At 55.5% G+C, this 23,234-nt stretch carries 20 protein-coding genes and 1 pseudogene; 16 read left to right on the top strand and 5 right to left on the bottom strand.

Annotated features, from left to right (window positions below; translation table 11 throughout):
* Window positions 1–4: 4 nt before the first annotated feature.
* Window positions 5–2,827: a DUF1549 and DUF1553 domain-containing protein gene (locus CA85_RS06790; protein WP_146390573.1), complete on the bottom strand. Its 2,823-nt coding sequence runs from the start codon at window positions 2,825–2,827 to the stop codon at window positions 5–7.
* A 477-nt stretch (window positions 2,828–3,304) separates the two neighbouring features.
* Between CA85_RS06790 and CA85_RS26090 the strand changes: the two genes are divergently transcribed.
* The 4 genes and pseudogenes from CA85_RS26090 to CA85_RS06770 all read left to right on the top strand — a co-directional run.
* The gene (locus CA85_RS26090) at window positions 3,305–3,559 is read left to right on the top strand and encodes an ISAzo13-like element transposase-related protein (protein WP_391564846.1); all 255 of its coding nucleotides are present in this window, start codon (window positions 3,305–3,307) and stop codon (window positions 3,557–3,559) included.
* A gap of 235 nt (window positions 3,560–3,794) precedes the next feature.
* Entirely contained in the window at window positions 3,795–4,262 is a 468-nt protein-coding gene (locus tag CA85_RS06780) for a helix-turn-helix domain-containing protein (protein ID WP_146390571.1), read from the top strand.
* A complete protein-coding gene (locus CA85_RS06775; protein ID WP_146390570.1) occupies window positions 4,259–4,462 on the top strand; it encodes a hypothetical protein in 204 nt (67 codons plus the stop codon). The genes CA85_RS06780 and CA85_RS06775 overlap by 4 nt, the downstream gene beginning before the upstream one ends.
* Before the next feature lie 15 nt (window positions 4,463–4,477).
* Window positions 4,478–4,957 (top strand): annotated as a pseudogene (locus CA85_RS06770) (transposase); the annotation flags it as partial.
* Window positions 4,958–5,070: 113 nt separating this feature from the next.
* Here CA85_RS06770 and CA85_RS06765 read toward each other — a convergent pair.
* From CA85_RS06765 to xylA, 4 genes are all read right to left on the bottom strand, one after another.
* Complete coding sequence (locus CA85_RS06765) at window positions 5,071–6,081, bottom strand: DUF1559 domain-containing protein (RefSeq protein WP_146390959.1); 1,011 nt, start codon at window positions 6,079–6,081, stop codon at window positions 5,071–5,073.
* 42 nt (window positions 6,082–6,123) lie between these two features.
* On the bottom strand, window positions 6,124–7,743 hold the full coding sequence (locus tag CA85_RS06760; RefSeq protein WP_146390568.1) for a glycosyltransferase family 39 protein: 1,620 nt from the start codon (window positions 7,741–7,743) through the stop codon (window positions 6,124–6,126).
* A complete protein-coding gene (locus CA85_RS06755) occupies window positions 7,740–8,387 on the bottom strand; it encodes a leucine-rich repeat domain-containing protein (protein ID WP_146390567.1) in 648 nt (215 codons plus the stop codon). The genes CA85_RS06760 and CA85_RS06755 overlap by 4 nt, the downstream gene beginning before the upstream one ends.
* A gap of 1,083 nt (window positions 8,388–9,470) precedes the next feature.
* The gene (xylA, locus tag CA85_RS06750; protein WP_146390566.1) at window positions 9,471–10,790 is read right to left on the bottom strand and encodes a xylose isomerase; all 1,320 of its coding nucleotides are present in this window, start codon (window positions 10,788–10,790) and stop codon (window positions 9,471–9,473) included.
* Between the two features lie 275 nt (window positions 10,791–11,065).
* On the opposite strand from xylA, the gene gmd (CA85_RS06745) reads away from it, so the two are divergent.
* From gmd (CA85_RS06745) to CA85_RS06690, 12 genes are all read left to right on the top strand, one after another.
* Window positions 11,066–12,073, top strand: coding sequence for a GDP-mannose 4,6-dehydratase (gmd, locus tag CA85_RS06745; protein ID WP_146390565.1), 1,008 nt, complete (start codon window positions 11,066–11,068; stop codon window positions 12,071–12,073).
* 38 nt (window positions 12,074–12,111) lie between these two features.
* On the top strand, window positions 12,112–13,053 hold the full coding sequence (locus CA85_RS06740; protein ID WP_146390564.1) for a GDP-L-fucose synthase family protein: 942 nt from the start codon (window positions 12,112–12,114) through the stop codon (window positions 13,051–13,053).
* Window positions 13,054–13,118: 65 nt separating this feature from the next.
* Entirely contained in the window at window positions 13,119–14,129 is a 1,011-nt protein-coding gene (gmd, locus tag CA85_RS06735; protein ID WP_146390563.1) for a GDP-mannose 4,6-dehydratase, read from the top strand.
* A 48-nt stretch (window positions 14,130–14,177) separates the two neighbouring features.
* Window positions 14,178–14,609 (top strand): cupin domain-containing protein, encoded by a 432-nt coding sequence (locus tag CA85_RS06730; protein ID WP_146390562.1) that lies wholly within the window; start codon window positions 14,178–14,180, stop codon window positions 14,607–14,609.
* Window positions 14,602–15,387: a class I SAM-dependent DNA methyltransferase gene (locus tag CA85_RS06725; protein ID WP_146390561.1), complete on the top strand. Its 786-nt coding sequence runs from the start codon at window positions 14,602–14,604 to the stop codon at window positions 15,385–15,387. Before CA85_RS06730 ends, CA85_RS06725 begins: the two co-directional genes overlap by 8 nt.
* The gene (locus CA85_RS06720) at window positions 15,384–16,502 is read left to right on the top strand and encodes a DegT/DnrJ/EryC1/StrS family aminotransferase (RefSeq protein ID WP_146390560.1); all 1,119 of its coding nucleotides are present in this window, start codon (window positions 15,384–15,386) and stop codon (window positions 16,500–16,502) included. The genes CA85_RS06725 and CA85_RS06720 overlap by 4 nt, the downstream gene beginning before the upstream one ends.
* Window positions 16,503–16,918: 416 nt before the next feature.
* The gene (locus tag CA85_RS06715; RefSeq protein WP_146390559.1) at window positions 16,919–17,776 is read left to right on the top strand and encodes an ABC transporter permease; all 858 of its coding nucleotides are present in this window, start codon (window positions 16,919–16,921) and stop codon (window positions 17,774–17,776) included.
* Window positions 17,773–19,062, top strand: a complete 1,290-nt coding sequence (locus tag CA85_RS06710; RefSeq protein WP_146390558.1) for an ABC transporter ATP-binding protein — start codon at window positions 17,773–17,775, stop codon at window positions 19,060–19,062. Before CA85_RS06715 ends, CA85_RS06710 begins: the two co-directional genes overlap by 4 nt.
* Window positions 19,063–19,070: 8 nt before the next feature.
* Window positions 19,071–20,003 (top strand): class I SAM-dependent methyltransferase, encoded by a 933-nt coding sequence (locus CA85_RS06705; RefSeq protein ID WP_186774798.1) that lies wholly within the window; start codon window positions 19,071–19,073, stop codon window positions 20,001–20,003.
* 65 nt (window positions 20,004–20,068) lie between these two features.
* The gene (locus tag CA85_RS06700) at window positions 20,069–20,860 is read left to right on the top strand and encodes a class I SAM-dependent methyltransferase (protein WP_186774797.1); all 792 of its coding nucleotides are present in this window, start codon (window positions 20,069–20,071) and stop codon (window positions 20,858–20,860) included.
* Between the two features lie 432 nt (window positions 20,861–21,292).
* On the top strand, window positions 21,293–22,231 hold the full coding sequence (locus CA85_RS06695; protein WP_186774796.1) for a glycosyltransferase: 939 nt from the start codon (window positions 21,293–21,295) through the stop codon (window positions 22,229–22,231).
* Entirely contained in the window at window positions 22,228–23,112 is an 885-nt protein-coding gene (locus tag CA85_RS06690; RefSeq protein ID WP_146390554.1) for a glycosyltransferase family 2 protein, read from the top strand. Before CA85_RS06695 ends, CA85_RS06690 begins: the two co-directional genes overlap by 4 nt.
* Window positions 23,113–23,234: the final 122 nt, after the last annotated feature.

Here is a 23,234-nt window from a genome sequence, read left to right as displayed (position 1 = left end):
TTCACTAGTGAGTGATGATGAACTCTTTGGTATTGACCAATGCCCAAACCACCGACGACAGCCCGTCGGCGACCGTTTCGGAATCGTTGATATACTGCGTCGTGATCGCGACTTCCTCCGCATCGGGATGCCGCGACAACGTCCGCAGGTAAGCATTGTCGATGATCTTTTGGAGCGACTCGCCGCCATCGCTTGCCGAGCCTGGTGCGCCCGCTCGGCCGGCCCGCGTCAGCTGCCAGGCATTGGGGTTGGCCAGCAGTTTGGCAAAGGAGGGAGTCACAAAACCATAGTCGGCAAAGCGGCGGCGGACCGTCCGGTAGGACTGGACGAGCTTCTCTCGTTGCCGCGACTGCCGGACTGCGTTGAGCGATTGAAAACGTTGGAACCTCGCGATCGTTTGCAGCCGGATTTGCTCCGCCTTCTGCGTGATTTGGTCCTGGGCAGGACGGCCGCGCTGATCCGGCCCCGGTTCGCCCAAACTCGCACACGCCTGGGCTACCCAACCGTCCTTGGAAGCGAGCTGTTGGTACATCTGCATATCATTTCGCAGGTAGATCGATTGCAGGAGACTCGGCGAATCGCTGCGGTCACAATCGCAGTTACTCTCCCGCTGCGATTGACCAAAGACCTGCAGCGTGAAATCGGGCTGGTTGCGGCGTTGCGGAACGTCCGCTGCGATCGCCATGTCAGTCAATTCCGAACGCATCCTAGACGTCTGCTGCGTTGACTGGGTCGCCAACAATACCGCGTCACGAATCACTTCGGCCGGTAGCCGCCGAGGCACATGGCGGCTGAAGTGCATCCGATCATGAATGTTGCTGGCATTGGTCAGCGTGCTGCGCTGATAGGCATCACTGGTCGTGATCTCTCGATGCAACCAATGCAGGTCGAAGTCATGCTCACGCAACCCCGCCGCCAGATAATCCAGTAGCGGCTGATTGCTCGCCGGATTGGCGAGGTTCATGTCGTCGGTGGGATTGACCAACCCGACGCCGAAGTAGTTCGCCCACACGCGATTGGCGATGGCCCGACTGAAGTAGGGATTGTCGGCCGATCGCAACCACCGCATCAACTCCGGACGAGGGTCCTCGTCAATACGAAGTGGGGCCGATTCGCCGAGCACGTAGCCTTGGGGAACCGGGGCGGGCTGGCGCTGCCGATTCTTGTTCGCGGCGTTCTTTCGCCCACCTTTGCCACGGCGGTTGGGGGTCTTCGGCTCTTTGTAAACCAGCTCGGGAAAGGGAACGACCTCGCCATCGGCAGCCCGCCGGTAGATCAGTTTGCGAAGTTCCCCGTTGTTGATCTTCTTGCCATCGGTTAACTCATCGAGTAGCTCTTGACGCGTTTCGACGGCATCGCGGGCGACAGTGTTCGGCCTCGCGTTGAGATTCCCGAACAGTTTGGCAAACTGATCAAAATCGTCCTTGGACCATTGGTCGAAGGGATGTTTGTGGCACTGGGCACATTCAATTCGGATTCCCAAGAAGGCGTATGCGAATCCGATCGCCCGCTCCTCGGGCTGTTGCAGATTTCGACGTGCCCAAAAGAGTGACATGCCGTCGCGGGCCGCATACAGATCTTCCTTACCTGGCTCGCAGGCGGCTGTCATCGACTCACAATACTCGAGATATGACTCGTCTTCCTGGCGGCTGTTCGCGGTCACAATGCCAGCAACAATCTCGTCGTAGGGAATATTGTCATCGAGTCTCACCCGCAGCCATTCGTACCACAGCCGCGTGGCGGCACCACGGACGGGCAACACATTATTAAGCTGCTCGTCACTGTTTCCCGTCCAGTCTGAGAACCGTATTGCCCACCAGGCCGCGTAGCCGGGAGCGTCGAGCAGATCGTCGATCAGTTGCTCACGCTTGGCAGGGTGATCGTTGCCAAGAAACTGGCGCACCTCTTCGGCTGCGGGAAGCGTGCCTGTGATATCCAAGCTCGCTCGGCGAATGAACTCGGCATCCGTGCAGATCGGCGAAGGCGTGATCCCCAACTTGCTGTGCTTGTCCGCGATGAGCCGGTCAATCGGATGATCCGATGGGCGAGGTGCCATGACGGTTGAATCAGTCTGCACCGGGCGAATGACCGAGACGGGCACAACGGCTCGGTCGTAAGCCACCACGACATGCGTATCGCCCGCCAATCCGCTCCGCACCCGGCCGTTCTCATCAACCGCAGCGACCGCATCGTCATTGGTGGAGAACCGACACAGAGCCGTGACATCTTCTCGCGAACCATCGTCCCAATGAGCAACCACTTCGAGCTGCTGGTCTTGTTCACTCGCGTCAAAGAGAATCTCTGAGGGACTGATCTCGAGTCGCTCGAGTACGTGCAAGCGATCTCCGGCCGATTTGGCTCCTGTTGCAATCCAACGGCGAAGTGCGTGGTACTGCCAACTGCCCACTTCAAACCGCTCGCCGCCTTCGTGCATATCCGCATCGGTCGGTTTGACCAGGATCAAACTTTCATCGACGTCATCGGTGTCCACTCGCCCTGCATCCTCTGCAAGCAAGGCGGCATGATCGGCTCGAAAGTCATATCCAAAGAGCGACAGTGGGAATCCGCCTTGCCCCTGAAACGATCCGTGACAAGCCCGACCATTGCACCCCAAGCGACCGAGGAGCGGCATCACGTGCTTTTGAAAATCAGGAGCACCGGTGGCCTCCGGATCGGCAAACCGCTGAGGCAGCGACTGGACCTCTCGCCCTAACTCTCCCGCTGTTGCGGTTCTGCCGGGATCGGCAAACAAACTGCCGCCGCCGATCACACTGACCGCCAACCATGCGAGGATGACAGACCGGAACACGAATAGCGCAGGCTTCATCGAACAACTCACCGATTCAAGAGGGCAGGACCACAACGCCAGACAGAGACGCCCATTCTAGCACGGCGACCAACAAGTGGGGGGCTCAGAAATCCCGGCTTTCCGTCGTCTCCAGGGCTGTTAAACACATCGGGAAAATGATTCCACACAACTCTTGTGAGCCGACGGCGCTAGCCGCGGTTAACAGCGAGAACCCGCGGCTAGCCCCCTCTTTATCCTACACATCTTTTTTTAGCCCGTTCCGAATGCAATATAGGCTTCGCGGTACGCCTGCAGTCGCCGCAGTCCACGCCAGATTACGGTGGAACCGGGCGGTCCTTGCCCTGTTTTGTTCAAGTAGCCGCCCAACTGCGCCAACACCAGCATGAACTCGAGTCGAAACAGCGCTGCTCGACGCCCACAATCGGAGCAACATCACCGATCACACCCTCCAAAACTCAACCATTGCGGTTCGCCTGCGGCCTATCCACCCAACGGATGGGTTCCGCCGGGAACTGCTGCAAGATCTCCAAAGACATTCCTCTGGGGGCTAGCGAGTTTCGCCAGCCACAGTTCGACCGGTTGCAGCAGCTTCGCCAGCAGTACGAACGGCTCGGATGGCCGATCTTGAGCGTGGACACGAAGAAGAAGGAGTTGGTCGGTCAGTTTTCCCGCAGCGGACGCTCTTGGACTGATGGCTCGCTACAAGAGACTCAGAGGGACATAGCACTTTGTTTGCCGAGTGCCGAGTGAATGCTGGCTTCATGGATTTCACAGCGAATGGCGGCCGAGTCGATGAGCTGTCAGCTCGCGCGCAACAAGTTCCCCGCTGATCAACTTGTCTAGCCGATGTCGGTCCGCACCTTTCCTATTTCGGCTCTCTGCTGCTGATTTCTGCACGCGAAAGTTGGTGAAAGCTGCTAGTGGTCTGGTCCAGCTAAAAATTAGGGTTACGCTGTTTTCTATTTTCTGCGACACGGGATGAATCATGTTTCGATTCGTCGCCAAGGAAGTCGCAGTGAGCGTTAAAAAGTTTATCGTAGAGTTGTCTGAACAGGAACGTCAGCTCTGCCAAAGTGTTGTCAAGAAACTCAAAGGAACCAGTCAGAAAGTCAAGCGAGCGAACATCTTGCTTAAGGCTGACCTGGGTTGGTCGGACGCGGAGATCGCCGAGGCTCTCGATTGTCGAACCAAGACCGTCGAGAACATTCGGAAACGGTTTGTCGAAGACGGCTTTGAGAAAACGCTCGATCGGAAGCCGCGTCAATCACCGCCCACTGAGAAGCTGCTTGATGGAGAACAAGAGGCGAAGATCATTGCGATGCGTTTGGGCGATCCGCCCAAAGGTTTTGGAAAATGGACGCTGCGTCTGTTGGCACGGAAGGTCGTCGAACTGGAAATCACTCCGCCGATCAGCCACCAAACGGTTCGGCGGACACTAAAAAAAACAAAATGAATACCAATCGCAATCTCGAGTACTGGGTCATCCCGCCCAAAGCCAACGCCGAGTTTGCGGCACACATGGAAGACGTTCTGGACGTTTATTCCCGTCCCTATGACGCCAACGTTCCGGTGCTCTGCATGGACGAACAGCCCGTTCAGCTAGTCCAGGAGACGCGTCAGCCGATCGCGGCAACGGCCGAGCACCCCGAGTGAGTTGACTACGAATACAAGCGGGCGGGGGTAGCCAATGTGTTTATGTTTGCGGAACCGTTGGCATGTTGGCGTCATGTCTCGGTGCGAACGATGAAGACAAAAGTCGATTGGGCAATCGAGATGGCAGCATTGCTCGAAGGTCGCTACGCGGACTGCGAGAAAGTGATTGTGGTCTGCGATAACCTCAACACGCACACGATTGGCGCTTTCTATGAAGCGTTTGAACCGGCACGCGCAAGAGCCTTGGTCAGCCGGATCGAATTTCACTACACCCCCAAGCACGGCAGTTGGCTCAACATTGCAGAGAATGAACTAAGCTGCCTGACCAGTCAGTGCGTATCGGGGCGTCGCATTGGTAGCGAGGAAGAACTTCGCGAGCAGGCAACTGCTTGGTACGACGAAATTAACTCAACCCAACGCGGCGTTGATTGGCAAATGAAGATCGACGACGCGCGGATTAAGCTCGACTCGATCTACCCTAAAATTAAGATGTAACAGACCACTAGAGCCATGCCTCAAAAATCCAACATCCTAGATGCCTGCCACTAAATTCCGAGAAGAACCGTTCTATTTTTCAGCATGTCGACTCCGGTGTTTTCGGACGTTTCCTAAAACTCTTCCACCACTTTGCTCGAGCGCACGTCGCCCAACGCCGACCAGGTTTCGGCGTCGATACTCTCGGACACGAAGCGTACCGTGCCACTGGCCAGCAGCATGAACACGCCACCTTGATGCCGGCTACTGGGGGTCATGATGGTTCCATCCCAGGTGATCACATTCTTGCAGCTTGGTTGATTCGGGGGAGCGACGTGGTTGTACCTGGTCCAGTTCATGTTGCCTTCGAGCCAAGTCATGCCGCCGTTGGAGTCTTGCAGGGCTAGCGACGAGGCGGACTGCGGTGTCAGCTCTGCGCACCAGGTTCGCAGGCTGGGCTCGGTCCACTGGCCACCGTCTCCGAACAGATCGCTCCGCAGTTCAACACCTGCGTTGGTTCCATCACCCATCATCCGCTCGCTGAAGGCGGCCACGTAATTCATCCCATCGACTATCTCCCCCGGCCGAAGCAGTTTTGCTTGCCCAAAAATGCCGTTGCCGGTTCGACCTTCCCAAGTGCTGCCGTTGCACGACCGGTAGCTATTGCCGCCCCAGGGACGCCCCATGCTATTGAAATCGGAGGGACACAAGAACAGCGGCACCACCGTCTGTGCCGCCTCTTCATTTGGTCCCATGCCCGTCACACGCTCGGGATTGCCACTCAGGTCGGGATAAAACGGGCTGTAGTTGAAATCAATTTTCTCATAGAGCGACTGCAATTCGAGAAACGGTAGCAACTGCGAGTGCGTCGAGTAACGCCGATGGTTGAGCGAACCATAGGTCGATGTGACTTGATCGCCGTCGCCACCGACGCCGAAAGGAAAAGCCTGGAAGGCGGAGACATAGTTGTTGATCCCCAGGCCAATTTGTTTCAGATGGTTGCTGCACGTGACGCGGCGACTTGCCTCCCGGGCGGCTTGAATGGCGGACAGGGTCAGGGCAACCAAGATGCCAATAATCGCGATGACCACCAGCAATTCAATGAGCGTGAAGGCGCGTCGCGGCCCCATGTGTCGTGTATTCATTGTCAAGTCTCCGGTAGGGAAGGTGACTGCTGGGGGTTGAATTCACATGGAACGCTGGAAATGGGTAACCATCACCAACTCTTGAAACGGTTGTGATCCCTGGAAATATTGTTGGTCCGCGATCGTCCATTGGTCTCCAGGATCAAAATCAACACGTCCTTGCGATGACACGACCCACAAACCTTGGCTGCTCGGACTATCCATCTCCTGCGGATTTGCAAAGTCCGCTTCCGTGGTGACTGGCATTCCTGTTGAAAAGACCAGTCCCTCGACATCGCTCATCATCCGCCAACGCGACCGGTCGTGGGCGTAGAAGGTCGCCGGAAAATAGATCAGACTGGAATCGACGATAACGGTCTCGTCGGGACGGAGCTCACGCTCGACACACGCGACCGCATCGCGAATCCCACCGCGCTGCCAGACATCTTCATTATACAGATGCGTAGACTGTGCTACCAGCGAAAAAAAGATTGCCAAGTCTCGCGCAGCGTCGCGGGCAACGCTCCCGGGAATGCTGGCGATGGAGACTGCCAATCCCATCAACCACAGTACTTGAATGGGCGCAAAATACCGCGATACCATGATATTCGTCTTCATCGCTGAATAACCCACTACCATCACCACAGGAAATAAGATCATCCAGGCAAGGTAGTAGCCCATCACGCCGCCGACGGACAGCAATCGCAACAGAATGACAACCGTCAGGACGGCAACCAACATCGCGACGATGTCCGCGGAGGCACCGACCGCTCGTGTGGAAGCCATCCAATCGACCGCGACGTTGATAAAATTCCAGCTATTGAGCGGCCCTGTCCACCAATCGTCCTGGACCCGTTGCCGTTGATCCAAGAACGTCGGCAGCCAAGCCAACCATCCTAATGCTACCGATACCGCCGCGACAAACACTCCCTGGATCGCCTGGATGCTCACCGGCCGCTCACGTGCGAGCAGGGACTTGCACAACCAACCTGCCAGAAACACGAATTGAGCTGCTACAAAAAACAGCCCGAAGTAATGCGTGTACATCATCAGCAATGCCACCACGGCAAAGCTGAACCAACGCCGCATCCTCGCGGGACGCTCGATAGCGCGAAAGAGTAGCAGCGAAGAGAGAAGCGAAAAGATCGCCATTAACGGATACATCCGCATCTGAGACGCCATCCGGATCTGATACGGGTTGACCGCAAACAGTAACATCGCGATCACCGCGGCATCCCAGGGCGACCAAACCGCAGCCTCGGGCACGGCACGATCGTGCGTGCTCTGAGCAGGGGAGGGCGCCCACAAAGGAGCCCTGGTGCATTGCATGAACCAAGCGATCACGGGCAGGGTCGCCACGGCTAGGAACACATTGAAACCGCGCAGCACGACGAGCGACTCGCCCCACACATCGCCCCAGCCCTTGAACAGGATAAAGAACAGCGGAGCATGCGTGTTGACTTGCACCGATTCGATCATTTCCGGCCAAGGCAGGATGACGGTCCGCCAGGACATCGATTCATCGAACCACATACAGCGAGCCAGCAATCCGATACAGCGAATTCCGACCGTCAGTGCCGCCACGAAGGCAAACCATTTCCAGTGCCGCGTGATTATTCCGTGATCGCACGCTCCCTCCGGTCGTTGAGCCGTTTTCTCGACGTCTTCACTCTCGCCAGTCATCGATTCACCGCCACATCCGGTTGATCGCGTTGAAATCGCTCGATACCTGACTCACTGAGCTGACATTGCCAGATCGACAGTCGCTTCAGTTGCGGCAGTGATTTCAGCGAGGTGAGCCCGCGATCGGTGATCATGGTCTGGTCCAACCCCAAGGTCGTGAGCGTCGAGATCTTGGCGATCTGTTTGCAGCCAGCGTCGGACACCGGAACCCGATGCAAAGAAAGCATCTCCAAGTGCTCCGCATGGGCGAGTTCCGCAAAACCCGGATCGGTGATCACGGTTTCATCGAGACGCAAAGAAACCAGTTTAGGAAAGTTGGTCACCAATGTAGCGATCCCTGCGTTGGAGACCCGTGTCTGTGCCAGCGACAAGAGGTGCAGGTTCGGCAGATGCCCCATTGCCGCTAGCCCATCGTCGGTAACGGGTGTTCGGTCCAAATTCAAACTTTCCAAGCCATCGAGCCCCTGCAGTTCGCTCAACAGTGCATCGTCCTCCAGTGGGCTTTCACTCAGGTCAATCTCAGTCGTATGCCCGGCCCGCACCTCCTTCACGGCCGAACGCAGTTGATCTTCCTTGCTTCGGCTGCATCCGGCAATCAGCAAGCATATCAGCATTAGCCACGGGCAAGTTGACGACCGAGTCATGCGGTGAAACCAAGTGGCAGCGTCTCCCCGAGACGCTGGGAATTGCGAGTCGCGGAGAGGCTCGCCTCCTTGAGATTCCGTTCCAGCACTTCCTCCGAACTGCTGATCAGTCAAACCGCCCCATTTGAAGTCATTTCGTCCAATGTCTCTGCTCGCTCCCATAGCTCATCCAGTTTTGCGTTGTTTCCGGTTCCGGCAGCCGCTTAGCCAACGCCATGCTGACGGTAGCGCCGTCCAGCCATACCGCCACGTCAGCTTCTTGCCTTCTGCTGTGAATCGGTACGCCTGGCCGCATCAGCACTGCCGAGATCTCAACACAGCCTTCCAATCCTGACGATTGAAAATCCAGGTCTTGAAACAGCTGTGTGGGAACTATTCTATAGCAAGTCGCATGATGGTGCTTCACGGCACTGAGTGGCAGGTATCCAGGATGTTGGATTTTTGAGGCATGGGCGCCTGCGTCGAGTGAGCGAAAAACGGATGCCCGGCAAGCGTGAACGTGCCGAGCATCAACCGCACCACTGGCGCCCAGCTTACGCAGGAAATGACAGGCGACCGGAATATCCCTTCCCAGGCCCGCGTCCCCGCATTGCCTGAGTCCGTTTTTTCCGGCATCTACCAATGTATCGGAGTGGTCCCTGCATATGCAAAAACTACTTGGGGCAGGACCAGATGCCTGGGAAATCAACCACGCTGGATCCGAGAATCGATCGGTCCACCTGCGGTTTCCATTCCACTCAGTTCCGAGAAGAACCATGAAACATGCTTCCCCGCGTTGGCCGGCGCGCCAAAGGGCGGAGTCAAACGACTTTCTACTTGGCACGACCCCCGGCGGTGTGCTGGTTACTTAGGGCCCTGTCGAATGATTGAGCCGAGGCGCCTAAGCGGCCGAGTAGGCGGCGCTACCCGGGGCCTTACCGGCTCTCGGCTCACCGTTGCGGAGACAACGTCGATTCCATCGACAAACCGTTAGGAACGCGGCAACAAGTAAGTGCCGTGTTTCCAAGTGGGCGAAGCTTCGAGATTGCGATATTTTGCCGCCCGCAAGCTGGAAGCTTACGCCACGTTTTGTTCTCCCGGTGCCTATACGCGGTCGATGTATTTGTTAAATACGTTCTCGAGCATTTCTTGGCGTCCGCTCGCATTGGCTTCGACCTCGCCCTTGTCGAGCATATACTGCTCGAGCTCGGCAAAGCCGACCTGGCCGCTCTCGATCTTGGCGCCGATTCCCTCGTCCCAGCTGGAGTATCGATTCTTGACGAAATCGCAGAGCTCGCCACTTTCGCGAATCGCTGCAGCGATCTTCAGCCCCTTGGCGTAGGCGTCCATGCTGCCGATGTGGGCGTAGAACAAATCGATCGGCTCGTGCGATTCACGCCGCACCTTGGCATCGAAGTTCACTCCGCCGCTGCCCAGTCCGCCGTGCTTGAGGATCATCAGCATCGTTTGTGCGGTCAGGTAGTAGTCGGTGCCGAACTGATCGGTATCCCAGCCCAGCAGCATGTCGCCGGTGTTGGCGTCGATGCTGCCCAAGGCATCCTGCATGCCCGCGTAGTCAAGCTCGTGCATCATCGTGTGCCCAGCGAGGGTCGCGTGATTGGTTTCGATGTTGAGTTTGAAGTGATCTTCCAGGCCGTAGCTGCGGAGGAAGTTCATGCAGGCTGCCGCGTCGCTGTCGTATTGGTGCTTGGTCGGCTCCTTCGGTTTGGGCTCAATCAGGAACTGGCCCGTGAATCCGATTTCCTTCGCGTAGTCAACGGCCATGTGGAAGAACTTGGCGAGATGGTCGAGTTCTCGTTTCATGTCGGTGTTGTAGAGGTTCTGATAGCCTTCGCGGCCGCCCCAGAACACGTAGTTCTCACCGCCGAGTCGATGGGTTACTTCCAGTGCCTTTTTGACTTGGCCCGCGCAGTAGGCGAACACATCGGCATTGCAGGAAGTGGCTGCACCGTGCATGTAGCGGGGGTTGCTGAACATGTTCGCCGTGCCCCAGAGCAGCTTGACGCCGGAGGCCTGTTGTTGCTCGGCGAGCACGTCGGCGACGGCGTCGAAGTTGGCGTGGGTTTGGGATAGGGAATCGCCTTCCGGGGCGACGTCACGATCATGAAACGCGTAGTAGGGAGCTTGCAGCTTGGTGAACAGCTCGAAGGCCACCACCGCTCGTTTCTTGGCGTTGTCGACACTCTCGCTGCCGTCGTCCCATGGCCGCAGGGCCGTGCCGGGGCCGAAGGGGTCGCTGCCGGTGCCCCGGAACGTGTGCCAATACACAATGCTGAACCGCAGATGATCGCGCATCGTCTTGCCCTCGACCACTTCATCCGGGTTGTACCAGCGAAAAGCGAGTGGATTGTCACTCTGAGGGCCTTCGTATTGAATGACAGGTACATCGGGAAAAGCGGTCATGTCGATTGAATGGGGTTGGATGGTTCGGGGGATGACGAGAGTTGGGATTGCGAGGCGATCAGCAAAATCGGCATAAAGCGGCACAATCTCAGCCATTGACCCACTAATATCGGCCCTTGGATCACCCGCGACAAGGGGAGCAAGCAAACTCTCAAACCTGCGGTGTACCTTGTATTGCGGAACCTGAAAGGATCCCGGTGATTGGTCCGTCGCTGCCACGCGAACGCTGGCCAGATATATCAGCATCCCCGCCCATTGAACCCTGAGTCGTTCCCCTGAGCTCTTCATCCTCACCAAAAGTCGCCTTAATCACCGGGATCACCGGCCAAGACGGATCGTATTTGACCGAATGGCTGTTGGAGAAAGGGTATGTCGTGCACGGGTTGGTGCGGCGGACCAGCAACACGGTGCGCACGCGATTGGATTCGTTGTTTCGCAATAAAGACGTCTACGAACGCTCGCTGTTTCTGCACTACGGCGACCTCGATGATGCGACTACGATTCGGCGGATCCTGATGAAAACGCAGCCTGATGAGATTTATCATTTGGCGGGCCAGAGCCACGTTGGACTGAGTTTTGAGATTCCCGAGTCCACCTGCCAGTTCACCGCGATGGGGACGCTGCGCCTGCTCGAGATGATCCGCGATCTGGAGAAACAGCCCAAGCTGTTGCATATCAGCAGCAGTGAGATTTTTGGCCGGCCGGAAAACTCTCCACAGGATGAGCAGACACCGATGCGCCCCGTCACGCCTTACGGAGTCGCCAAGGCGTTTGCGACGCAGATGGTGCAGGTCTATCGCAGTTCCTTCGATTGTTTCGCCTGCAATGCGATTTGCTACAACCACGAATCCCCGCGGCGGGGTGAGTCCTTCGTAACCCGCAAGATTACACGAGCGGCTGCGGCGATTTCATTGGGCAGGCAATCCGAATTGCGACTTGGCAATCTCGATGCCCGGCGGGATTGGGGGGATGCTCAACGCTACGTCGTCGCGATGTGGATGATGTTGCAACAGGACACGCCGGATGATTATGTGATCGCTACCGGCCGTACGCACAGCGTCGCAGACTTCCTGCAATATGCGTTCGCCCATGTGGGGCTGGATTGGCGAGACTACGTCGTTAGCGATTCACGATTCCTCCGCCCGACGGATGTCGCGGATTTGTGTGGCGACCCCTCCAAGGCCATTCGGGAGTTGGGGTGGCAGCCACCCGAGAGCTGTCAAGAGATCGCTGAGAGAATGGTCGATCATGATGTGAAGAAGCTGCTAGCTGCTAGCTCTTAGCTTTTGGAACCCTTGCATTTTTCTGAACTCGAAACTCCATGCCGTATCATAAAATTTTCGTCGCTGGGCACCGAGGTATGGTGGGGAGTGCTCTCCTGCGCCAGCTCGCTGCTGCGGATATTGGGACGGCGCCGAAGCCAGAAATCGTGACCCGCTCGCGGACCGAACTCAACCTATGCGACCAATCCGCAGTCGACGCTTTCTTCGCTGCCGAGAAGCCGGACTGCGTTTTGTTCGCTGCAGCGAGGGTGGGGGGAATTCTCGCCAATGCGACCTACCCAGCCCAGTTCGGTTACGAAAACACCATGATGGCAACCAACGCCATTGACGCGGCGTATCGTCAGGGTGTGAAGCGTTTCCTGTTCCTCGGCAGCACATGCATTTACCCGCGAAACGCTCCCCAGCCGATGGTGGAGTCGAGCTTGTTGAGCAGCCCATTGGAGACAACCAACGAAGCCTATGCGTTGGCCAAGATCATGGGCCTCAAACTCTGCCAATACTATCGTCAGGAGTACGGAGTGCTGTTTCATTCTGCGATGCCGACCAATCTGTACGGTCCAGGCGATAACTATCACCCGGAAAACTCTCACGTGATCCCCGGGCTGATCCGTCGGATCGATGCTGCCAAGCGGTCAGGTGATGAGACGGTGCGTGTTTGGGGTTCGGGCACGCCCCGGCGCGAGTTCCTGCATGTCGACGACCTCGCTCGAGCGTTGTTGCATTTGATCGCTTTGCCCGACCCGCCGGACTGGGTCAACGTCGGCAGCGGTACCGATCTGACGATCGCAGAATTGGCGACTAAAATCGCAAGTGTGGTGGGATACTCGGGGCGGGTCGAGCAGGATCTTTCCAAACCCGATGGCACACCGGTTAAGCGGACCGACACGACGCTGATCAATTCCACGGGGTGGTTTCCCAAAATCGACCTCGACGAAGGCCTGCAATCCACTTATCAAGCGTATCTAGCTTCTAGCTTCTAGCTTCTAGCTTCTAGCTTCTAGCTTCTAGCTTCTAGCGACCTCTTTTTCCCTGAGTCTTTATTTCGATGACCTCCAAAGTCGCACTCATTACTGGAATCACTGGCCAGGACGGCTCGTATCTGGCCGAATTGTTGCTCGAGAAGGGCTACACGGTGCATGGCATTGTTCGCCGTTCGAGTACGTTCAATACCGACCGGATCGATCATATTTATCGCGACCCGCACGAAGCCGGTACGCGGATGTTTTTGCATTACGGCGATCTCACCGACGGCCAAAACCTGACCAATCTCGTGCTCGATGTGCAGCCGGACGAAATCTATAATCTCGGTGCCCAGTCCCATGTGCGGGTGTCGTTTGATGCACCTTCCTATACCGTCCAAGCCACTGGCATCGGCGCCCTCAACGTGCTCGAGGCGGCGCGGCAGCTGAATAAAACCAAGCCCACGCGGGTGTATCAAGCCAGCAGCAGTGAGATGTTTGGTGAGGTCGTTGAGACGCCGCAATCCGAAACCACACCGTTCAGCCCGCAGAGCCCGTATGCTTGTGCGAAGGTGTATGCGTTTTTCCAGACGGTCAACTACCGCAAATCCTATGATCTTTTTGCCAGCAACGGAATCTTGTTCAACCATGAATCGCCGCGTCGGGGCGAAACGTTCGTGACACGGAAGATCACTCGTGCCGCCACCCGTATCAAGCTTGGTTTGCAAGACAAGCTGTTTCTGGGCAATCTCGACGCCAAACGGGACTGGGGCTACGCCAAGGACTATGTCGAGGGCATGTGGCGGATGCTCCAGCACGACGAGCCTGACGATTTCGTGCTCGCCACCGGGGAGACGCAAACCATTCGCACCTTCCTCGACTATGCATTCGGGGCCCTCGATATCGATTGGGAGAAACACGTTGAGATCGACCCCCGCTACTTCCGCCCGGCCGAAGTTGATCTATTGCTAGGCGACTATTCCAAAGCCAAAGCCAAACTCGGGTGGGAGCCGATGACGAGTTGTCGCGAGCTTGCCGAACTGATGGTTCAAAGCGACATGGCACTGGCCAAGCAAGAAGCTGGCGAAAAGTCGTAAACCCATCGCCGAGAGTGATTTCCCCAGCATGCTATTCTGTTGCAGCCCATGATCGAGACTATCAAGCACATCGACCAGACGATCGGGATCATTATTCGATCGGGATATCATAACGACGGCATTGAGTTCTTCACGCCGAGTATGTTTTCGCAGCAGCTCGGGTATATGAACCGGCCTGCAGGCTATCAAATCGATCCGCATGTTCATAATCCTGTTGAGCGAGCGGTGGTTTGGACCCAAGAGGTCTTGTTTATAAAGTCGGGCAAGGTCCGTGTCGATTTTTTTACCGATGGCCGACACTATCTTGAAAGCCGCGTGGTCAGCACCGGTGACGTGCTGCTCTTGGCAGCGGGAGGGCACGGTTTTGAGATGCTCGAACCCACCGAAATGATCGAAGTCAAACAAGGTCCGTACTGTGGCGACCAAGACAAGACGCGATTTGAGCCGATTGACGCTGACCGAATTCGATTCAATGACTGAGCACTTTCAAGCCTACAGCCGCTACTACGACCTGCTTTATCAGGACAAGGATTACGAGGCTGAAACGGAGTATGTCGCTGAACTGCTGGGGCGGTTTCGGCCTGCCGTGAACACGGTGCTCGAGCTAGGCTCGGGTACCGGGCGGCACGCTGAGCTACTTGCCGGTCGTGGTCCGCAGGTGACGGGGGTGGAACGGAGTGCGACGATGCTCGAGATTGCAAACCGTCGTGCCGCAGCGGTGGAGGAAGAGGCCGCTTTCGCATTCCATCAAGGAGATGTGCGGACGTTTCGCAGCGATCAGCAATTTGATGCCGTGATCTCGCTGTTTCATGTCGCTAGTTACCAGATCAGCAACGCGGATATTCGGAACATGTTTCGAACGGCCTCGCACCATTTGCTAGCAGGTGGCTGTTTCGTGTTCGACGTTTGGTTTGGTCCCGCTGTGCTCGCTCAGCAACCCGAGGTGCGTATTAAACGCTTGGAAGACGATACAGTGTGCGTGTTGCGAATCGCCGAGCCGAGCATGAATATTTGCGCCAACCGCGTCGACGTTCATTACACGATGCTCGTTAGCGACAAGGCGACCGGCACCGTCGAGCAATTCACCGAGTGTCACCCCATGCGGTACTACTTTCCACTTGAACTCGATTTGATCGCCGAGCAAACCGGCTTCGAGATCGTTCATCGTGAGGAGTGGATGACCGGTCACGCGCCGTCGGAGCAGACTTGGGGGGTGACGTTCGTCGCCCAAAAGAACGCATGGAAAGGTGAGCTGTGATACCGGTCAACACGCCGCTGCTCGACGGCAACGAGCGAGCTTATCTCCTTGAATGTGTCGACAGCGGGTGGATCAGCAGTGAAGGCCCATTCGTCGGCCGGTTTGAGCAGGCCTTTGCTGCGGCGGTCGGCCGCAAGCACGGCATCGCCTGCGCCAACGGATCGGGCGCCCTCGATATCGCAGTGGCTGCTGCAGGAATTGGCCCCGGCGACGAAGTCATCATGCCCACCTTCACGATCATTTCACCAGCAGCGTCGGTGGTCAGGGCAGGCGCGACCCCGGTGCTCGTTGATAGCGACCCGGATAGCTGGAACATGGACGTTGCACAGATCGAAGCCAGGATCACACCGCGCACCAAGGCTATTCTTGTCGTTCACCTTTATGGTCTACCCGTTGAGATGGACCCGCTGCTCGACATTGCCCGCCGCCATGGGCTGCAAGTGATCGAGGACGCAGCGGAAATGCATGGGCAGACCTACCGTGATAGGCCCTGCGGCAGTTTTGGGGAATTGAGCACCTTCAGTTTCTATCCCAACAAACATGTTACGTGTGGCGAAGGCGGCATGGTCCTCACCGATGACGATACAATCGCCGAAGATTGCCGGCGCCTGCGCAACCTGTGCTTCCAGCCCGGCCGCCGGTTTGTTCACGAACAACTCGGCTGGAACTACCGCATGACGAACATGCAGGCCGCGATTGGGTTGGCCCAGCTCGAAAACTTGGATGCTCATATCCAGCGCAAACGTGAGATGGGAGCGGCCTATCAAGCTGCCTTGCGTGATCTCTCCGGCATCCAGTTGCCACTCGCCCAGACCGACTATGCGGAGAGCATCTACTGGGTTTTCGGTATTGTTTTGACGGCAGCCCGTCAGATCGATGCGACGGAAATCATGCGGCAATTGGCTGATCGAGGAATCGGAACGCGACCGTTTTTTTGGCCCGTCCATGAACAACCCGTCTTTCGCAAGCAAGGCCTCTTCGCCGATGAGTCCTATCCGGTGGCAGAGAGGATCGCTCGAAGGGGGTTCTACATCCCCAGCGGGTTGGGGCTCACGGCAACCGACATCTCCGAAGTCACCTCCGCCCTCAAGCACTGCCTAGCAACCCCATCGTAGCCAGACGGCTCCGCCCGTCTGAGCTAACAAGTCACCTCCCGCCCGTTTCAGCCAGCCCTCCTGCAGTGCGAATGATCCGACCAAGCCGCAAAACCCTTTGATTTGACCTGGCAGGAGAATACATCAATCGTCTAACCATGATTTTGTCAGTCAGATTTTGCCGACAAGGTATTCTTTGAGGGCATGGCGGGTTCTTTCGCTGCTGTCCCCGCGTTTGACTGAAGCCATAGCGGGGACCGTCCAGCCGATTGGAAGCCTGCTTCGAACTGCGAATTGTCGCAGCGAGGCCGAGCCCCGTTACAACCGAACACCATGGGGTGTCTCATTCGCCAGCGAATGTCACCCAAGTGGACGAAGTCCGCGCCGGCGGAGGTATTCTACCTCTGCTTAATCGTTAACCGTGTCAACCAGCATTCATGAACTCACCAGACGATGACGACGGAGATTGGGATCTGGTCATCCGGCCCAATTCCTCCGTCTTCACCCTGCAGCTCGGCGAAGTCTGGCGGTATCGGGATCTGCTATACCTGTTCACGCGTCGGGACATCGTCGCGTTCTACAAGCAAACGATTCTGGGGCCGCTGTGGTTCTTCATCCAACCGATCTTCACAACGCTTGTATACGTCCTTGTTTTCGGTCGCATTGCAGGCCTGTCCACTGACGGGCTGCCACAGATCCTGTTTTACCTATGTGGGATCACGTTCTGGAACTACTTCTCGGAGTGCTTTAACAAGACTGCGACTGTGTTCAAGGACAACGCACAACTATTTGGCAAAGTGTATTTCCCTCGGTTGATTGCACCCTTGTCGATTGTCGCGTCCAATTTGATCCGGTTTGCCATCCAGTTCTCGCTCTTTCTCGGCTTTTGCTTTTGGTACTGGTGGCAGGGCAAGATTCATCCCAACGCGGCGGTGCTATGGTTTCCCATTATTGTGGCGACCATGGCGACGATGGGGTTAGGCTTCGGCATGCTTTTTTCGGCGATGACGACCAAGTACCGGGACATGGTGTTCCTGCTCAGCTTCGGCGTTCAACTCCTGATGTACGCAACACCTGTGATCTATCCAGCCTCGGAGATTCCCGCAAGTGTGGCCAAGTACTTAGCCTGGAATCCCTTGACGCCACTATTTGAAGCAACGCGATACGGCTTTCTGGGCGCGGGGAACTACAGCGTCAGCGGTCTTGCGTACTCAATTGCATTCGCAGTCGTGATGTTCATCGTTTCCACAGCGGTGTTCAACCGAGTCGAACGAACATTCATGGATACGGTTTGAGCGTAGCGATTCAGTTCGAAGACATCTCGAAACAATATCGCCTCGGCGAAGTTGGAACCGGTACGCTATCGCACGACCTGCACCGCGCCTGGGCGAGATTACGAGGTAAGCCTGATCCGTTCGGTAAAGTGGGGGCGTTAAACGATCGAGAAGAAAGAGGTGGTGAGTATGTGTGGGCGCTTAAAGACGTCAACTTTACTGTTGAGCAGGGTGAAATCCTTGGAATCATTGGTCGTAATGGTGCTGGCAAAAGCACTCTATTAAAGCTGCTCTCCCGCGTTACAGCCCCGACGACCGGCAGCATTAAAACCAAAGGCCGAATCGCTAGCTTACTTGAAGTCGGCACCGGCTTTCACCCCGAACTGACCGGTCGCGAAAACATCTATCTCAACGGCGCAATACTCGGCATGCAGCGCCGTGAGATCACCAGGCAGCTTGACGCTATCGTTGACTTTAGCGGCTGTGCGAAATACATAGACACTCCCGTCAAACGCTACAGTAGCGGCATGACAGTCAGGTTAGGGTTTGCTGTTGCGGCACACCTTGAGTGCGAGATCCTGGTGGTAGATGAGGTATTAGCAGTTGGTGATGCCGGATTTCAAAAAAAATGCATTGGCAAAATGAAACAGGTTTCAGGTCAGCTCGGAAGGACGGTAGTATTCGTCAGCCATAACATGGGATCGGTGATGGGACTGTGTGATCGATCCTGCATATTGGTTAACGGAGTCGCCGAGCCACCCATGCCTACAAAACTCGCAGTCAAGCGATATCTGCAACTCAATGAGCAATCACAGAACCCCGAGACCAGTGCGACGATTTCACTGACTCCGAACAGTTCATTTCAATTTCATAAAATAGAACTCTGCAGTGACGAAGGTAGAAACGCATTCCGGTTTAGCATAGGGCAGCCAGTCCGAATCAGTTTAGAATATGAGTGCCGGCAGGAGGTGCCCGGGCTCGAAATTGCTGTCGCGATATTTAATAGTTACGAGACTCGCCTGTTCACTGTTGAAAGATCTCAGCATTTCAAGCAGCAGATGCAGGTCGGGTTTTACAGTGAGTCCGTTGCGATTCCAGCAAATACGCTCGTCGCAGGGGAATACTCAGTTACTGTGGCTGCATTTGTGCCGAATAGCCAGATTCTGCAAAGTCTGAAAAGCGTCGTTCGATTCTCAGCATTTGACGATGGTTTTCATTTCAGCAGGTATGTAGGAGCAGATATTGGTGTTGTCCAGGTCGACTGCGCATGGTCGGCTAGCCAGAATGCTGATAGTTCGGTCGTATGAAAGCAGATATGAGTCCGTTGGCACTAGAAGATATTGTTTGCATTAGAACATTCGACACAAGCGAAATCGTCCGGCGATGGAAAGAGAATTATGAAATCGATATTTCTTCAGAGTTGATTGCTAAGAAGTCTCAGATTTCTTTGATGCAAGGTGAGCACTCGACGATTAGGTTCTTTACTCCGCTAAATATAGCAGGTAGCGATCAGTTTTACTCAGAGTTCCACACGCACAAACTGGAGCACTGGGGCGACGAGTATTACCGAAAGCCGCGTTGGGAGCATCGTGAGGTCTTGGCAGGCCTCTCTGGGGACCTTCGGGTTCTTGAGGTGGGGTGTGGTTCGGGAGCATTTCTCGACGCTTGCAAGGCAAGGAAAGTGGAAGCGGTGGGAGTGGAGCTGAATGGTGCATCAGTTGCGTTCACGAGACGTCGTGGCCTGGACGTGTTTCATGGAGGAATCTCAGAGTTCGTAGCAAGCGACCCTGCGGCATTCGACGTGGTTTGCGCATTTCAGGTTCTTGAGCATGTGTCGGATCCTCTTGGGTTCGTGAACGACGCTCTGAGAACGCTCAAGACCGGTGGCCGGTTGGTGATTGCAGTCCCCAACAATGACAGCTTCCTTGGTTCACAAGATAATCTTTTGGACATCCCCCCGCATCATATGCTGCAGTGGTCAGAGACGTCTCTCCGATTTCTTTCAGAGGTTCTTCCTGTTCGTGTTCTGCGGGTTCGTCGTGAGCCATTGTCTTGCGTGCATCGCCCTGGCTTCGAGTCGGTTCAGAACCATCGAATTGACGTAGCGTTTTCCCATCTCCCTCGCAAGTTGCGTAGCTTAGGAAAACGCACTGTGCAGGCAGTCACACGATCACCGTTGCGACGTTTGCTAACCGGGCAGAGTATTTATATTGAATTTCGCAAGACGAACGAATCGACGAGTAGCTGATGACGCCTCCGAAAGAATACCAATGTCTTAACCTCGGATGTGGGAATCGATTTCGTGAAGGATGGGTGAACGTCGACTTTGTGCCGGCTGATCGAGCGGTGCTAGCCGCAAACCTTCGGGAGTCATTCCCGTTCGAGGACAGTTTTTTCGATGTGGTCTATAGCTCTCACGTTTTAGAGCACTTTACCCGCAAAGAAGCAAATCAGTTTATTCAAGAGTGCATGCGTATTTTGAAACCTGGCGGGGTTGTGCGCATCGTTGTCCCGGACCTGGAGCTTCTCTGTCGTAAGTACCTTGGCGTGTTGAATCGCGTAAGGCAGGGGGGGGAATTGTGGGAGCTTGACTGGTCTGTTATTCAGATTGTTGACCAGTTGGCGAGAGAGAAGTCAGGAGGTCAGATGAAAGAGATGCTCAATTCTGTGGAGAAATCAGTGTTAAAGCAACTTGCTAACACTAGCAGTACCGCGCGTCGTATTTGGGTGGAGAGGAATGGGGATGAGGACAAGCAGACTCACGCTTCAAGTCCCTCGGTCGCTCCAAGGCAGCATACTCAGACTTCGTTCGGGGGCATAAAGGGGCGGTTGAAGCGATTTCTGGTGAGCAAGCTATGCCCGGAATACTCATCTGCGGCTTGCTCTATTGGGAGGTTTCGGATGTCCGGTGAAGTGCACAAGTGGATGTATGACGCCATTCAGCTGCAGTCGCTGCTGACGTCTCACGGCTTCGTGGATTTTCGTGTCCAGGATCCATTAGAGAGTATGATTAGAAACTGGGATGAATTTGGGATCGACATTGAGCCCGATGGAAGTCCGTATAAGCCTGATTCAATCTATGTTGAGTCACTGAAACTGGTCTAGAACCTTGCGTTCTTGTGACACGGAATTGCTCGGTGTCTTTGCGTCGACTAATAATACCAGGTTCGGTTCTGTGCCGCTTCTGCGGGCTTGCCCAGGTGCCGTTTTTACAAGAAGAGACATCTTCTGAAAATTATACATTTGTCGACCTACGAGAAGTCTGGAGGCGCAGGTCTAGCTGCAAACCGCATCCACAATGGATTGGTTCAGTTAGGTGTCGACTCACGGCTTCTATGCTTGAATGGCAATGCCAACGGCAAGAGGACTATTGCAGTGAGTGGCCCAGGTAAGCGAGGGCTTTGGCAAAGGATGGTCTCGGAAGACTGGGAGTTTAGGATGCGGCATGTCTTGGACGGAGGGTGTGGGATAGACATGTTTTCCGATGTAGAGGCGAGGCCTAAGGGGATCTGGTCCAGGATACCACCCGATACTGATTTGATTCAGTTGAACTGGACGTCGCATCTCATTGATTGGGCTGACTTCTTTCGGTCCAGTCCTGAGGTTCCTATTGTCTGGCGATTTGCTGACTTGAATCCGATGACGGGTGGTTGCCACTATCCAGACTTCTGCAATGGTTTTCTGAACGGGTGTCGTGGTTGCCCGCAGATACACGACGAGAAAGCCAAGCAGCGAATTGCTTCAAATTTTCGGTTAAAGGGGGAGTGCATTGCACGCATCCCTTCTGAACTCATGACAATTGTGGCGCAGAGCGAATGGATGGATTCACTGGTAGCCCAAAGCCCGATATTCAAGCGGTTTCCCAGGGTCATTATACCGAATGGAGTAAATAAGTCTCTGTTCCGACGGGTGGATCGCGGTTTTTGTCGCGAGTTTTTGAATGTTCACAAATCGGCGCCTATCGCCTTGGTATTCGGCAGTGATGGGGCGCCGAAGCGTAAGGGGGCCCACGCCTTGCTAGATCAGCTTGAAAAGCTAGGAAAACTTCCGTTTCATTTGTTGATTGTCGGTGATTCAAAGCATTCAATTGGGAGACGTCCAGAGGTAACTATTGTAGAGAGTCTGCCGTCATCTTACCTCTCTCTTCTGTATTCTGCAGTTGATCTCGTGCTGTTTCCGTCTTTGCAGGATAACTGCCCAAATACCGTGCTCGAATCACAGGCGTGTGGGGTGCCTGTACTCGCTTTCGACAACAGCGGCACTAAAGAGCTTGTTGACGGAGTTACTAATGGGTATCTCGTTGCAGATCGCGACTTTCAAGGATTCGTTCGCAAGGCATGTTCTCTGTTGACGACCCAAACACTACCGCCGATGGACTTAGTTCGTCGGAGTGTTCGTGATTTCCAGGATATGCTCAGCGATTACATGACGCTGTATCGTAAGGTGGCGTCAATGAAGGACTTGGACGTCTCATGAACACGGTTCCTCCTCGCATCAGCCTCATTACGGTGAATTACAATCAGGCTCCGTTCATTCAGCAAACCATCGAGTCGGTGCTCAGCCAAGGCTATCCGAATCTCGAGTACATTGTTATCGATGGTGGTAGTACCGATGGTAGCGTGGATATTATCCAAAAGTACGAGAGCCAACTTGCGTATTGGGTCTCGGAACCTGATGAGGGACAGTACCACGCGATCAACAAGGGGTTTGAGCGTGCCAGTGGCGAAGTGCTGGGGTGGATCAACTCCGACGACTTCCTACTGCCAGGGTGTCTCGGGGCACTGGGGTCCATTTTTCAGTCTTTGCCTGATGTGCAGTGGCTGACCAGTCGCATGCTCGTGATTTGTAGTGAGTATGGCGTGCTGCAGGCCCATAGTGATGCTGGGATGTCAGGCGATGCTTATTGTGAGAATGTTCGTCGTGGTAGCAATTTCATCCAACAGGAGCAAACATTCTGGAGACGCTCGCTTTTCGACAAAGCCGTAGGCGGCCAGATTCCGACGCGGCATAGCCACGCAGCCGATATGGACTTATGGTTTCACTTCTTCCAGCATTCCGATTGTCATGTGGTGGACATTCCTTTGGCGTGTCTGCGACAGCGGGCGGATCAGCGTTGGCGACATGCGGCCGGACGTGAGCAAGATCGAGTACTGCGCGAGGAGCACCTTTGCGATCACGGTCTCGTGACTCAGTTGCGACGACTCGTTTATTCAGCCGGTCTCCAGAATGCTCCCGTCCTTAGGAGTTTGTTGCGGCGAACATTGGGGTATTCCGCGCAGAAGATCGTGATGGATGCAGACGGTCTGCTGTCGGGAGACCCGCCCTCGTGGCACGTCAACGAGTACAAATTCCTGTAGGCCGGTGAATCGATTGACGATGGTAGTGAAAGAGGCCTTGCGGTCGGTGAATCGACGCGATCCGGGCGTGTGCCAAGACATTCGCCCATGGTGTCGTGAGCACGACGTACCGATGCAACGCC

Source organism: Allorhodopirellula solitaria, from assembly GCF_007859855.1.
GTDB lineage: Bacteria > Planctomycetota > Planctomycetia > Pirellulales > Pirellulaceae > Rhodopirellula > Rhodopirellula solitaria.
Note: the sequence above shows the minus strand (reverse complement) of the source record. Positions and strands in the feature narration are given on the sequence as shown.

Coding starts and splice junctions, on each gene's coding strand:
- CA85_RS06755 (WP_146390567.1), bottom strand. CDS start 8,387: ATGACTCGGTCGTCAACTTGCCCGTGGCTAATGCTGATATGCTTGCTG.
- gmd (WP_146390563.1), top strand. CDS start 13,119: ATGACCTCCAAAGTCGCACTCATTACTGGAATCACTGGCCAGGACGGC.
- CA85_RS06775 (WP_146390570.1), top strand. CDS start 4,259: ATGAATACCAATCGCAATCTCGAGTACTGGGTCATCCCGCCCAAAGCC.
- xylA (WP_146390566.1), bottom strand. CDS start 10,790: ATGACCGCTTTTCCCGATGTACCTGTCATTCAATACGAAGGCCCTCAG.
- CA85_RS06790 (WP_146390573.1), bottom strand. CDS start 2,827: ATGAAGCCTGCGCTATTCGTGTTCCGGTCTGTCATCCTCGCATGGTTG.
- CA85_RS06780 (WP_146390571.1), top strand. CDS start 3,795: ATGTTTCGATTCGTCGCCAAGGAAGTCGCAGTGAGCGTTAAAAAGTTT.
- CA85_RS06740 (WP_146390564.1), top strand. CDS start 12,112: ATGCCGTATCATAAAATTTTCGTCGCTGGGCACCGAGGTATGGTGGGG.
- CA85_RS06690 (WP_146390554.1), top strand. CDS start 22,228: ATGAACACGGTTCCTCCTCGCATCAGCCTCATTACGGTGAATTACAAT.
- CA85_RS06715 (WP_146390559.1), top strand. CDS start 16,919: ATGAACTCACCAGACGATGACGACGGAGATTGGGATCTGGTCATCCGG.
- CA85_RS06705 (WP_186774798.1), top strand. CDS start 19,071: ATGAGTCCGTTGGCACTAGAAGATATTGTTTGCATTAGAACATTCGAC.
- CA85_RS06760 (WP_146390568.1), bottom strand. CDS start 7,743: ATGACTGGCGAGAGTGAAGACGTCGAGAAAACGGCTCAACGACCGGAG.
- CA85_RS06765 (WP_146390959.1), bottom strand. CDS start 6,081: ATGAATACACGACACATGGGGCCGCGACGCGCCTTCACGCTCATTGAA.
- CA85_RS06730 (WP_146390562.1), top strand. CDS start 14,178: ATGATCGAGACTATCAAGCACATCGACCAGACGATCGGGATCATTATT.
- CA85_RS26090 (WP_391564846.1), top strand. CDS start 3,305: ATGGGTTCCGCCGGGAACTGCTGCAAGATCTCCAAAGACATTCCTCTG.
- CA85_RS06725 (WP_146390561.1), top strand. CDS start 14,602: ATGACTGAGCACTTTCAAGCCTACAGCCGCTACTACGACCTGCTTTAT.